The following is a 12,620-nucleotide window of genomic DNA, read 5'->3' as shown; positions in this document are numbered from 1 at the left end:
CGCACCGACCCGGTCGGCGCGGGGGCGTCGGGCGTCCGGCCGCCCGTGACGTGCGGGTCCCTGCCGTGCGGGTCCCTGCCGTGCGGGTCCGTGCCGTGCGGGTCCGTGCCGTGCCCCTCGGTGCCGTGCGCCCCGGTGCTGCCCGGGCTGGTCAGCGAGCCGGCACCGTCCGTGTGGCCGCCCACGCGCGGAGCGCGGCGACACGCTCGCCCATGACCACGGACAGCGGGCGGGTGGCCCGCAGCTCCTCGAGGACGGTGGCGGCGTCGAGCGCGGTGCCGCGGGCGTGCGCGGCGTACGTGGCCGAGACGACGGCCTGCTCGACCTCGGCGCCCGAGAACCCGGCCGACGCGGCGACGAGCGGGGCCGCCGCGACGTCGTCCAGGGCGAGCCCGCGGCGCCCGGCGTGCAGCCGCAGGAGCGCCGCGCGGGCCGCGTCGTCCGGCAGGTCGACGAAGAAGATCTCGTCGAAGCGCCCCTTGCGCACCAGCTCCGGGGGCAGGGCGGAGACGTCGTTGGCGGTCGCGGCGACGAACACGCGGGAGCGGCGGTCGGCCAGCCACGTCAGCAGGGTCCCCAGGACGCGCCGTGCGGAGCCGCCGTCCTCGTCGCCCGCGACCGCCTTCTCGATCTCGTCGACCCACAGCACGCAGGGTGCGAGCGCGTCCGCCGCGGCGAGCGCCTCACGCAGCCGGCGCTCGGACTCCCCGACGTACTTGTCGTGCACGCCCGCGAGGTCCAGACGCAGCAGCGGCACACCCAGCACGGAGGCGGCCGCGCGCGCGGCGAGGGACTTGCCGCAGCCCTGGACGCCGACCAGCAGCACGCCGCGTGGCGGGTCGAGGTGCGGTGCGGAGCCGTCGGTCGCCGGGCGTCGCAGCAGGAGCCAGCGCACGACCCGGTCCAGGCCGACCACGTCGCCCGGCGCGACCGTCGCGTACTCGTACGCGAGCACACCGTCCCCGGCGAGGGCGTCGAACCGCGCGCGGTCGACGACCGCCACGTCGTCGACCGTCAGCGCGCCGTCGTCGACCACGGCGCCGTGCGCCAGCCGCGCGACGTCGGCCCGGGACAGCCCGGCGAGGCGCCGGACGAGCAGGTCGCGCGCCCGCGGGTCCACGTGCGGCACACGCCCCGTCGCGTGCGCCCAGGCGGCGACCGTGCGGTCGACGACGGTGGCGCGCTCGTCGGCGGAGGGGAAGGACACGGGGACGGTCACCGCCAGGTGCTCCACCTCGCGCGGCAGGTCGAGCCGTCGCGAGACCAGCACGAGCGTGCTGCGCAGGCCGAGGGGCCGCTGGGCGGCGTCCTTCAGCAGGCGCACGACCAGCGGGTCGTCGAACCAGGGGTGCAGGTCGAGCAGCACGTACACGGCGGGCGCGACGCTGTCGACGATCGTGCGCAGCAGGGCGGGGGGATCGGTGTTGTGCAGCTGGGAGCCGCCGAGGTCCACGTCCATGCGGCGCAGCCCGTCGGTCACGCTCCAGCGGAACACCGGGCGCGGGGACCGGCCGCCGGGCGGCCGCGACGCCGCGCGCAGCACCAGCTCGACCGCCTCCGGCTCGTCGGCCGTCTCCAGGACGATGACGGGCGTGCGCGCCGCCACGAGCGCGGCGAGGTCGTCGAGCGTGGAGGTCTCGGGGCGCACGCGGGCCACGGTAGCCCGCCGGTGCCCGTGCGGAGCCGGGCGCGGCCGCGGGGGGCGACGTTCCACCCGCTCGGCTCAGCGGGGGGCGAGGGGTGCCGGAGCAGCGCGGCCCGGCAGGGTCGGGCGACGGCTCAGCGGGGCGGGACGAGGGCTCAGCGGGGCGGGGTGAGGGCTCAGCGGGGGAGCGAGACGACCGCCGGCACGGGGGAGCCGGACGCGAGCAGGTCGAGCACGAGGCGCTCGTGCGGCACGACCCGCCCCGGCAGCGCGCGCAGCGGGAACCAGCCCATGGCGGCGGCCCGGTCGGGCTCCCGCAGCGTGGGCTCGCCGGTCCACCGGGTCACCAGGAAGAAGACGTCGACGCGCTGCTCGACCTGCGGGCCGCCGCGCTCGAACCGGTGCAGCGCGGTCAGGGGCTGCAGCGCGTCGGGTGCGACGACCACGCCCGACTCCTCGGCCGCCTCGCGCACGGCCGCCTCGTGGACGGACTCGTCGCGGTCGACGTGGCCCGCGAGCAGCCCCCACCACCCGTCCATGTACCCGGTGCCGGCGCGGCGCTGCAGCAGCACCTCGTCGCCGTCGTCCCCGGGGCGCCGCAGGACGACGTAGGCGGCCGCGACGAGGAGCGTGCGCCCGTCGAGGTGGTCGTCCGGGGCGTAGGCGTCGACGGGGGCGGGCACGGCACCGAGTCTGGCACGCGGCGGCCTGCTCGACGTCAGGTGTCCGGTGCGCAGCCCGGGTGCAGCAGCTCCCAGACGTGCCCGTCGGGATCGGCGAGCGTCCGCGCGTACGGAGACGTGGTGCGGGGGTCCGCCCCGACCTCCGTCCCGCCCGCGGCCAGGGCTGCGGCGGCCAGGGCGTCGACGTCGGCGCGCGACGGTGCAGCGAGGCAGAGGACGACCTGCGTCGCGGTGCGGGCGTCGACCACGGGCAGCCCGGTGACCTCCGCGAACCGCGCGGGGCGCAGCAGCATGACGCACACCGTGCGCGACACCAGCACGCAGACGACGTCCTCGTCGCTGAGCATCTCGTCCACGACCATGCCGAGGCCGGTGTAGAACCCGCGCGACGCGGTCAGGTCCCGGGCCGGCAGGTTGACGACGATCATGCGGTCCACGGGTGCTCCCTGCGGTGCGGGACGGAGGGACGTCGTGGGTGTGCCGACCGGCGCGGAGGCCGGGTCTCGTCGGGTGGTGACGATGTCGGTGGTGGCCGCTACCGTCGAAGTGTGACGACGACCACATCGGGAACCACGACCGGAGCCACGACCCAGCCGGCCCCGCCGGCCGCTGGCGGGACCGCCGGCAGCCGCGCCCCGGAGCCCGGCCCCGGCGCCGGACAGCGGGCCGGCCCCGGCGCCGAGGACCTGACGGCGGACGACTTCGCGGCGCGGCTCGCACCGTTGCGCCGCGAGATCCTCGCGCACTGCTACCGGATGACGGGGTCGGTGCACGACGCGGAGGACATGCTGCAGGAGACGTACCTGCGCGCGTGGCGTGCGATGCGGGGGTTCGAGAACCGGTCGTCGCTGCGCACGTGGATGTTCCGCATCGCGACCAACACCTGCCTGACGCACCTCGAGGGCCGGCGACGCCGGCCGCTGCCCACGGGACTCGGTGCGCCGGCCGCGGACCCCCGCGAGCGGCCGCGCGAGGACCACGCCACGGCGTGGCTGGAGCCGATGCCCGACCGCCTCGTGTGGGCCACGGCCCCGGCCGACCCGGCGGAGACGACGGTGGACCGCGACACGGTGCGGCTCGCCTTCGTCGCGGCGCTCCAGCACCTCACGGCCCAGCAACGTGCCGTGCTGCTGCTGCGGGACGTGCTCGCGTGGTCGGCCGCCGAGGTGGCCGACGCCCTGGCGCTGTCGGTGGCCGCGGTGAACTCCACGCTGCAGCGGGCGCGGGCCCACATGGCCAACGTCCAGGACGTCACGCCCCTGGAGCCCACCGACCCGCGCCGGCAGGAGCTCCTCGCCCGGTACGTCGCGGCCTTCGAGGCGTACGACGTCGCCGCGATCGTCGAGCTGCTGGCCGCGGACGTCGTGTGGGAGATGCCGCCCTTCCCCGGGTGGTACACCGGCCCGCGCGCGGTGGGCGAGCTCATCGGCACGTGGTGCCCGGCCCGGGCGGCGGGGGACATGCGCCTGGTACCGACCGCGGCCAACGGCCTGCCGTCGTTCGCGATGTACATGCGCGACGCCGAGGGCAGGCACCGCGCGTTCCAGCTCCAGCAGGTCGCGGTGACCGCGGCGGGGGTGCGCCACGTGACGGCGTGGTTCGACGAGGACCTGTTCGCGCGGTTCGGGCTGCCGACCGAGCTGGACTGACTGTGAGGGTTGTGCCCGCGGCGCCGACGCGCGGACGGTCCCGGACCAGCGGTGGGCCCCGGACGAGCGGTGCGCCGCCCGTCCGGGGAGGGCGGACGGGCGGCGCGTGGCCGGGCGGACCCGGCCGCGTCAGCCTCCGACCCGCACCTCGAGGGGAAGGCTCGAGGCCTCACCGACCGCGTTGCGGAACGTCGCGACGACGGTGTGCGTGCCCGGCGCCCAGCCGGCGGTGGACGTGCTGACGGTCTGGCCGTGCGGTGTGCGCGCGACGAGTACCTGGCGGTCGACCTCGACCCCGTCGGCGGTGAGCACGTACTCGGTGGCGTTGGTGCCCCACCAGAGGGTCGCCGTCACGGTCGGCGTGCCGTCGGCCCCTGTCGCGGCGCTCAGTCGCGGGGTGCCCGGGCTCGCGTCGCTCACGGTGACCGTGAGCGGGGCGGAGCGGGCCGTCCCCCAGGGGTTGAGCGCCTCGGCGACGTACGTGTACGTGCCGTCGGGTCGCCCGGAGACGGTGAACGTCGCGCGCTGCGCGTGCGGGGTGCGCGGGTCCACCCGCTGTGCGTCGACCAGCACGCCGTTCTCCAGGAGCCGCACGACGGTGGCGTTCTGGCCCCACCACAGGGTGGAGGTGACGGTGAACCGACCGTCGTGCAGCCCCGTGTCCCAGCCGTCGTCGTGGGAGAGCAACGGGGCGTCAGGAGCGCGCGACGCGCCCGGTGTGCCCGACGGCAGCGTGGCACCCGCACCCGCGCGGACGGCGTCGGCGACCTGATCCGCGGGCTGGACGTCCGGTGCGTAGTGGTCCCCGGGGGTCCACCGCGCCGTGTCCAGGAGCGGGGGCTGCGCGGTGGCGTTGAAGGCGGCCACCAGGTCCACGGGCTCGCCCCGGACCAGTGTGCCCTCCTCGCGCAGCATGGTGCCCTTCCAGGCCGTGACCACGGACGCCGGGTCGACGCCGGGGGCCAGGTCGACCACGTTCTGCTCGGCGACGATGCTCGACTCGACGCCCGCACCCAGGAGGTATGTGTACCCGGCTGCACGCGTCTGCTCGTAGACGTTGTTGTAGACGTGGACGTCGCCGTACCGCACCCGGGGCGCGCGCTGGCCCACGTCCGTCCAGAGGTTGTGGTGGTACGTGACGCGGTGCTGCCCGCGGTCCTGCGTCCGCGAGTCCGACGAGCCGACCAGGCTCGTCTTGTCGTGGTCGTGGAAGTGCGTCCACGAGACGGTGACGAGGTCGGAGCCGTGGGTGACGTCGAGCAGCCCGTCGTGCACCTCGTACGGGCGCCCGTAGACGGTCCGGGTCGTGGCCGGGGGGTGGTCCCCGTCGTCGAGCCGGAGGTGGTCGACCCACACGCTGGTCGAGGACCACACGGAGAGGTTGTCGTAGGCGGAGTTCCAGTTGCCGGCGCCGGTGTCACCGGGATCCCACTGGGGGAAGCAGTCCGAGGCGTCGGACAGCGTCAGGTTGCGGACGATCACGTTCGACGCGTCCCGGATCCGCAGGTTGGCCCCGACGATGCGGGCGTCCCCGACGCCGACGATCGTCACGTTGGACCCGACGTGCTGCTGCGTCTGGGCGGCCTGCACGGCCGCGGCCGCCACCCGGGCGTCCTCGAGCGGCCCGCTGGGGTCGGTGCGCCCCCACGGCCCCTCGGGGTCGAAGTGGGCGATGTGGCCGGCCATGGAGAAGGGCGCTCCGCTCCCGGCGACGGTGACCTGGCGGGCGTGGTCGTCGCACGTGGCGCGGGTCCCGTCGGCGCGGACGGACGCGTCGATCGTGCCGCGGACGTACACGATGCGGGGCTCGGTGACCGTGCGCGCCGTGGTGCCGGTGGAGCCGGGGCGCCCTCCGAGGGCGTCGCGCAGCTGCGTCCACGTGTCGACGACGTACACCTGTGCCGCGGCCGCGTCGGCGCCCCCCGTGGTGCCGGTGGCCTGGACGACGCGGCCCTCCGGACGCGAGACGCCCGACCACGAGGCCCAGCCGTCACCGGGGGCGAGGGTCTCGCGGCCGAGATCACGGGCCTCGCCGCCCGTGTCGCCGCCGGCGGACGCGGGTGCGGGGACGGCGACCAGCGCCGTCGCGAGGGTGGCGAGGACGACGACCCACCGGCGGGGCGTGCCGCGCGTCGGGTGCGGGGGCAGAGCGTCACGCATGGGGACCCCTTCGTCTCCTGACGGCGCCGGAAACCGGTTTCTCAGCGCCCGGACGAGGGTGTCACAGATCGGGCGGAAAACGCAATCCCGGCCCCCGACGACGACGGGCCCGCGAGCGGCCGACCGAGGTGGTCGACCGGCTCGCGGGCCCGTCGGGGTGGAGCAGGTCAGGCCGTGGGTGCGCCCGCCGGAGCACCCGCGCGGCCGCGGCCGCGGCCGCCCCGGCGGCGGCGCGGGGCGCCGGTCGCGTCACCGGCGCGCGTGTCGCGGCCCGTGGCCGGACCGGAACCGCCCGGGGCGGTACCCCGGCCGCGACCGTCGCCGGAGGCGTCGGTCCGGGCCGGGCTGCCGGACTCGGACGTCCAGGCGGTGGCCGGGCCGGCGGGGCGCGACGCGGCGCGGGAGCCGGAGCGACGTCGTCCGGCGGCGTCGGGCTGGGCCGCCGGGCGGGCGCCACCGGTCGGCGCGGCGGTACCGCGGGCACCGGTCCGGCCGCGCGCGGGGGCCTGGCTGCGACCCGAGCCGCCCTGACCGCCGGAGCGGGTGCGGCCGGACGCGGAGGAGCGGTCGCCCGTCATGACCGTGCCGGACGCCGGGCCGCTCGGGGCGGGTGTGCCGCCGTTGGCGGCGGGCACCGAGCCGGGTGCGTCGGCGAGCCGGCGCACCAGGTCGTCGCCGGGCGTGACGGCCACGGGCGTGACGGTGATGCCGGCGGCGCGGGTCATGGACCGCACGTCGGCCCGCTGCTCGGGCAGCTGCAGCGTCAGCACCGTGCCGCTGGCGCCGGCCCGGGCCGTGCGACCGGAGCGGTGCAGGTACGCCTTGTGCTCGGCCGGCGGGTCGACGTGCACGACCAGCTCGACCTCGTCGACGTGGATCCCGCGGGCCGCGATGTCCGTGGCGACCAGCACGCGCGAGCGGCCCGAGGAGAACGCCTCGAGGTTGCGCTCCCGGGCGCCCTGGCCCAGGTTGCCGTGCAGGTCGACCGCCGGGATCCCGGCGAGCGTGAGCTGGCGCGCCAGCTTCTTGGCGTGGTGCTTGGTCCGCATGAACAGCACCCGCCGGCCGGGACCGGCCGCGAGCGTCTCGACGACGGCGCGCTTGGCGGCCGCGTCGGCGACCTCCAGGACGTGGTGCGTGCTCGCGACGGCGGTCTGCGCGGCCGGGTCGACCGCGTGCTCCACCGGGGAGGTCAGGTAGCGGTCCACGAGGGTGCCGACGCCGTTGTCCAGCGTCGCGGAGAACAGCAGGCGCTGGCCGCGCGTCGGCGTGCGGTCCATCAGGCGGCGCACGACGGGCAGGAACCCGAGGTCGGCCATGTGGTCCGCCTCGTCGAGCACGGTGATCTCGATGCCGTCGAGCGTGACGAGGCCCTGCTTCAGCAGGTCCTCGAGGCGGCCCGGGCAGGCGACCAGCACGTCGACGCCACGGTCCAGGGCGCTGACCTGGCGCGACTGCGCGACGCCGCCGAACATCGTCGCCGTGCGCAGACCGACGGCCGCGGCCAGCGGCGCGAAGACCGCGTCGATCTGCGTGGCCAGCTCACGGGTGGGACACAGCACCAGGGCGCGCGGGCGGCGGGCGCGACGCTGCGTGCCCGACGCGGCGAGGCGCGCGACGACGGGCAGGGCGAACGCGAGCGTCTTGCCGGACCCGGTGCGGCCGCGGCCGAGCACGTCGGCGCCCCGCAGGGTGTCCGGGAGCGTCGCGGTCTGGATCGGGAAGGGGGAGGTGATCTGCTGGGCGGCGAGGGCGCGGGCCAGCACCTCGGGCACGCCGAGGTCGGTGAAGGTCGTCACAGGGAAAGGTGCCTCTCGGGCTGAAGAAGTCGGGGTCCGCCGCACGATTCCCGGGGGGACTCCACGACGCGGGCGCGCGGTCGATCGCGCTGCCTCTCGGTACCCACCCTCTCACACCCGGCGTCCGGGGCGCCGGACGGACGGTGTCGCCGCAGGTCAGCGGCCGCCGACCGACGTGTCGGTGGGGGCGTCGAGCACGGCGCGCACGGCGTCGGTCGCCGCGGGCGTCCAGCCGGGCGGCGGTGCCACCGCCGCCCACGCGTCGGCGTACTCACCCACGTACGTGTGCCCGTGCCCGGCGGGCGACTGACCGGCGACGAACAGGTCGATGAGGACACGCCAGAACGTCGCGACGGGGAACCAGCGCACGTCCGGCAGCACGTCCGCCCCGCGCGGCTCGCGCAGCCAGTCGGGCTCGTGCAGCAGCAGGTCCGGGGTCCACCACACGACCCCGTCGGAGGGGTGCTGCAGGTACACGACGCGGGGGTCCTCCCAGGTCGCGGTGCCGTCGTCGGCCAGGGAGGCGCCGTCCACGTCGCGCAGCGTCCGGCCCCAGCGCACCGTGCGGCCCTCGTCGAGGACGGGGCGGATCTCGGGCGACCCCGGCTGCCGGTCGTCCGTGAGCCGCCGCCACAGCGGGGTCGTGCCCGGCGTGCCGGCCCAGACCGCGCCGTCGGTGCGTGCGGTGACGTCCTGCAGGCTCGAGAACGCGCCCTGCGAGCCGAAGCTGCCCAGCGAGATGCCGAACGGGTACAGCGCCGGTCGGTCGTCCTCGGGCAGCTGCGACCAGCGCGCGTGCACCGCCTCGAAGAGGGCGCGGCCCGCCGCCACCGGCGTCGCGCGGTCCCCGACGAAGTTCACCCAGCTCGGCAGGTAGGAGTACTGCATCGCGGCGATCGCGCTGTCGCCGCCCCACATCATCTCGACGGCCGCCGCCGACGCCGGGTCGACCCACCCCGTGCCGGTCGTGGTGACGACGACGAGGACGGACCGGTCCCACGCGTTCGTGCGGTCGAGCTCGTCGACGACGAGGGACGCGAGCTCGTCGAGGTCGTCGTCGCTGTCCAGGCCCGCGTAGACCCGGATCGGCTCCTGGACCTCACGGTCGAGGCCGGCGGCGGCCGACAGGTCGGCGAGCTGCGCGACGTCCGGGCCGCCCGAGACGAACCGCCGGCCCTCCCGGCCCAGCGACTCCCACGGCGACAGGGACGCGGGCGAGCCGCTGCGCAGCGGGTCGGCCGGGCGCACCTCGTCGGGGTACGTCTGCTCGTCGCGGTCCGCGTACGTCGTCGTCATCAGGTGCCGCACACCGGCGACCAGGGTGCCGTCGACCAGCAGGTACGTCACGACGGCCACCACGACCACCGCGAGCAGGCGGGCGGGGACCGGCGGCAGCAGCCGGCTCGTCAGGCGTGCCACGGCGCGCACCACGGCCCGCAGCCCGCGGGCGAGGAGCACGAGCAGCAGAGCCACCAGCGCGGCCAGCAGGACGACGAGGAGCGGCCGCGCGGGCGGCGGCGGTCCCATGTCGAGCAGGGCGCGGGACCTCGCCTGCCAGTCGGTGTCGACGACCGCCGCCGCCACCACGACGGCCAGGGCGACGAGCCCGCCGACCAGCCGCACGGTCCGTGCCCGGCGCTCGGGCCACGGGGCGCGCAGCCCGATCCGTCGCCCGCCCCACCCGACCGCGGCGCCGACGGCGTAGCCGATCGCGGCGCAGACCCCGCCGATGACGCCCTGGTACAGCGGGCTGCGCGGCAGCAGGGACGGCCCGAGCGCCGCGGCGAAGAGCACCAGCGCGCCGACGAGCCCGGCGGGCGAGAAGCGCCGCCACCACCGGGCGACGGCGGACGCGGCACGGGCACCGCGGCCGCGCACCGGGGTGCCCGACCCGCTCGCGCGCGTCCTGTCGGTGCGCGGGGCGTCCGGCGACGGCGGCGCGGCGGTCGGGTCCTGCGACCTGTCGCGGGCGGGGTCGTGCGGAGGGTCTCGGCCCGCGTCCGCCGGGTCGTGCGCCGTCGCCGCGTCCCCCGACGCCCCCCTCGTCATCCCAGCACTGTGCCACGGAACGCTGCCCCGGACCTGGCGTCGCGGTCTGCGGCAGGTCCCTGCGGGTTCCGGCGCCGCGGTGGGTACGGTGTGTCCGGGCGGCCGTGGGGTCGGCGGACGGGTGGCAGGGATGAGCGACACGGGGTACGGCGACTTCGAGTTCGAGCGGCGGTTCGTCGCGCGCGACGTCCCGCCCGAGCTGCTGGACGCCGCCCCCGCGCTGATCGTGCAGAGCTACTACCTCGCCGACGCCGGGTTCGCGCTGCGCGTGCGCGCGCAGGTGTCGTCGGTGGTCGGTGTCGACGTCCGCACGGACGAGACGACGCTGCTCGAGCGGTACGCCGACCAGGTCGACTTCTGCGCGGTCACCGTCAAGGGGCCGATGAACGGTGGCACCCGGTACGAGGCGGAGCGGGAGATCGACCCGCTCGTCGGCGTCGAGATGGTGCGGCGCGGCGGTGCGCGGGTCGCCAAGGTCCGGCACTCGGTGTGGCTCGGTGAGGACGGCTGGGTCGTCGACGTGTTCGCCGGGGCCAACGCCCCTCTCGTCGTCGCCGAGGTGGAGCGCGGCGGCCCGGTGACGGATCTCGCGATCCCGGACTTCTGCGTGACCGAGGTGACCGTGGACCCGCGGTTCGCCAACGACGGGCTCGCGCGCGCGCCGTACGCCGGCTGGGCGGCGGCGTGGCAGGCCGAGCTGGAGCAGGAGGGCCCGCGGTTCCTCGAGGGGTTCGGGCACGACCACCGCATGACGGGCATCTAGGCCCGTCCCGAGCGTCCGCCGCCCGGGGCGGCGCGATCGCGCGTCCGTGCCGCCGGCGGCCCGACCTCGTGGGCTGCGTCCCGGCGCCACGCTGCCTACAGTGGCGGACCGGTGCGCGGAGCGTCCGTGCCCGGGAGGTGAGGTGGTCGTGGCGGGTCTCGGCGGCGGTGCGCGGGTGCGCGGGTGCGTGGTCGTGCTGCTCCTCGGGGTGCTCGCGGCCTGCACGGCGGGCACGCCCGGCGCCGCCCCCACGGAGGCGACCACGCCCACGGCCTCGGCCGCGCTCTCCGTGGTCCCCGCGGCGCGTCCGGCAGCGGCCACGGTCGTCGACGGGGACGAGGCGACGGCCGCGGCGAGCACCTCGGCCGCCCTGCTCGACGCGGCGCCGGTCGCCGTCGTGGCGGCAGCGGGCGACGTCGCCGGCGGGCTCACGGGGGCCACCGCGGCGGTCGCCCTCGGTGCCCCGCTGCTGCTCGCGGGCGGTGGCGCCGACGTCCGCGCCGAGCTGGCGCGCCTGGGCGCCGCCCACCTCCTGGTGGTGGGCGACGTCCCGGACGACGCGCTGCCCGCCGACGTCGTGCGCGTGCGGGTGCCGTCCGGGGCCGACGGCGCCGCGCTCGCCGCCGCGACCGGTCACCGGTTCGGCCCGGCCACGCCCGTGCCCGTCGGCGGGGAGGTCGACGCCGTCCGCGCCCTCGCCGGTCCGGAACCCGCCGTCCTGGTCCTCGACGGGGCGCCGGCGCCCGCCGCCCCGACGCAGCCCGCCCCGTCGGCGACGCCGTCCGCGACACCCGCCCCGGCCGGCCTCCCGTCGACCACGCCCGCGGCGGTGCCGGACGTGCTCGCGCTCGCGGACGGCCCCGTGCCGACCGCGGCGCTGGCGACCCTGCGCGCGCTCGACGTCGACGTGCTCGACGTGCCCGGGGGCGACCCGCGGGCCACCACGGCCACGGTGCAGGCGCTGGCGCAGGCCGACCCGGCGGCCGTCGTCGCGTTCGGGCCGACCTTCGGGCAGTCGGACCTGCTGGCCGCCCGCGTGGCGACCGCGCGGACCGGCGTCGAGCTCCCGGGTGGCGGCCAGCTGGTGTTCCCCGCGGTCGCGGGGCAGCCCGGCAAGAAGTACGTGGCGCTCTACGGCACGCCCGGGTCGGGTGCGCTCGGGGTGCTGGGGGAGCAGGACGTCCCCGCGACCGTCGCCCGCGCGCAGGAGCACGCGGCGATGTACGCGGACCTGACGTCCGACACCGTCGTGCCCGCGGTCGAGATCATCGCGACCATCGCCTCGGCCGGGCCGGAGGACGACCAGACGTACTCGCGCCGCCGGGCGGTCGACGACCTGCGCCCGCTGGTCGACGCGGCGGCCGCCGCGGGGCAGTACGTCCTGCTGGACCTGCAGCCCGGGCGCACCGACTTCGTCACCCAGGCGCAGGCGTACGCCGAACTCCTCGAGCTGCCCCACGTGGGGCTCGCGCTCGACCCCGAGTGGCGGCTCGCCCCCGACCAGGTGCACCTGCGCCAGATCGGCTCCGTCGGCATCGACGAGGTGAACGCGACGGCCGCCTGGCTGGCGGGCTTCACGCGGGAGCGGGCGCTGCCGCAGAAGATGTTCGTGCTGCACCAGTTCTCGCTGCGCATGATCACCGAGCGGGAGCGGCTGGACACGTCGTTCGACGAGCTGGCCCCGCTGATCCATGTCGACGGGCAGGGCACCCAGGGTGCCAAGGCCGGCACGTGGGCCGCGCTGCGCGCCGGCGCGCCGCCGGTGCACTGGGGCTGGAAGAACTTCTACGACGAGGACCTGCCGATGCTCGACCCGGCCGCGACGTACCGCGTGGAGCCCGTCCCCGACCTGGTCACCTACCAGTGACCCGC

Annotated in this window: 9 protein-coding genes; 3 read left to right on the top strand and 6 right to left on the bottom strand. The window is 77.0% G+C overall.

The window, feature by feature from the left end; genetic code table 11:
- Positions 1–151 precede the first annotated feature (151 nt).
- From BMZ16_RS09455 to BMZ16_RS19240, 3 genes are all read right to left on the bottom strand, one after another.
- Positions 152–1,648 (bottom strand): AAA family ATPase, encoded by a 1,497-nt coding sequence (locus BMZ16_RS09455; protein ID WP_089799717.1) that lies wholly within the window; start codon positions 1,646–1,648, stop codon positions 152–154.
- A 173-nt stretch (positions 1,649–1,821) separates the two neighbouring features.
- On the bottom strand, positions 1,822–2,328 hold the full coding sequence (locus BMZ16_RS19245; protein WP_177199633.1) for an NUDIX domain-containing protein: 507 nt from the start codon (positions 2,326–2,328) through the stop codon (positions 1,822–1,824).
- A 35-nt stretch (positions 2,329–2,363) separates the two neighbouring features.
- Positions 2,364–2,756, bottom strand: coding sequence for a VOC family protein (locus BMZ16_RS19240; protein WP_369822528.1), 393 nt, complete (start codon positions 2,754–2,756; stop codon positions 2,364–2,366).
- 120 nt (positions 2,757–2,876) lie between these two features.
- Here BMZ16_RS19240 and BMZ16_RS09445 point away from each other — a divergent pair, with 120 nt between their 5' ends.
- Positions 2,877–3,977: a sigma-70 family RNA polymerase sigma factor gene (locus BMZ16_RS09445; RefSeq protein ID WP_255366494.1), complete on the top strand. Its 1,101-nt coding sequence runs from the start codon at positions 2,877–2,879 to the stop codon at positions 3,975–3,977.
- A gap of 129 nt (positions 3,978–4,106) precedes the next feature.
- Here BMZ16_RS09445 and BMZ16_RS09440 read toward each other — a convergent pair whose 3' ends face one another.
- The 3 genes from BMZ16_RS09440 to BMZ16_RS09430 form a co-directional block, all read right to left on the bottom strand.
- Positions 4,107–6,137, bottom strand: a complete 2,031-nt coding sequence (locus BMZ16_RS09440) for a pectate lyase family protein (RefSeq protein WP_089799713.1) — start codon at positions 6,135–6,137, stop codon at positions 4,107–4,109.
- A gap of 167 nt (positions 6,138–6,304) precedes the next feature.
- On the bottom strand, positions 6,305–7,936 hold the full coding sequence (locus tag BMZ16_RS09435) for a DEAD/DEAH box helicase (RefSeq protein WP_089799711.1): 1,632 nt from the start codon (positions 7,934–7,936) through the stop codon (positions 6,305–6,307).
- Positions 7,937–8,092: 156 nt separating this feature from the next.
- Positions 8,093–9,985: an alpha/beta hydrolase gene (locus BMZ16_RS09430; RefSeq protein ID WP_089799709.1), complete on the bottom strand. Its 1,893-nt coding sequence runs from the start codon at positions 9,983–9,985 to the stop codon at positions 8,093–8,095.
- Between the two features lie 130 nt (positions 9,986–10,115).
- Between BMZ16_RS09430 and BMZ16_RS09425 the strand changes: the two genes are divergently transcribed.
- A complete protein-coding gene (locus BMZ16_RS09425; protein WP_089799707.1) occupies positions 10,116–10,748 on the top strand; it encodes a CYTH domain-containing protein in 633 nt (210 codons plus the stop codon).
- 148 nt (positions 10,749–10,896) lie between these two features.
- Positions 10,897–12,615: a hypothetical protein gene (locus BMZ16_RS09420; protein ID WP_255366493.1), complete on the top strand. Its 1,719-nt coding sequence runs from the start codon at positions 10,897–10,899 to the stop codon at positions 12,613–12,615.
- The last annotated feature ends 5 nt before the right edge of the window (positions 12,616–12,620 follow it).

This window comes from Cellulomonas sp. KH9, assembly GCF_900114185.1.
Lineage (GTDB): Bacteria > Actinomycetota > Actinomycetes > Actinomycetales > Cellulomonadaceae > Cellulomonas.
This window is presented reverse-complemented; position numbering and strand designations above follow the sequence as displayed.

Bases quoted from the DNA above. Each gene is read 5' to 3' on its own strand.
- BMZ16_RS19240 (WP_369822528.1), bottom strand. From the start codon at position 2,756: ATGATCGTCGTCAACCTGCCGGCCCGGGACCTGACCGCGTCGCGCGGG.
- BMZ16_RS09440 (WP_089799713.1), bottom strand. From the start codon at position 6,137: ATGCGTGACGCTCTGCCCCCGCACCCGACGCGCGGCACGCCCCGCCGG.
- BMZ16_RS09430 (WP_089799709.1), bottom strand. From the start codon at position 9,985: ATGACGAGGGGGGCGTCGGGGGACGCGGCGACGGCGCACGACCCGGCG.
- BMZ16_RS09425 (WP_089799707.1), top strand. From the start codon at position 10,116: ATGAGCGACACGGGGTACGGCGACTTCGAGTTCGAGCGGCGGTTCGTC.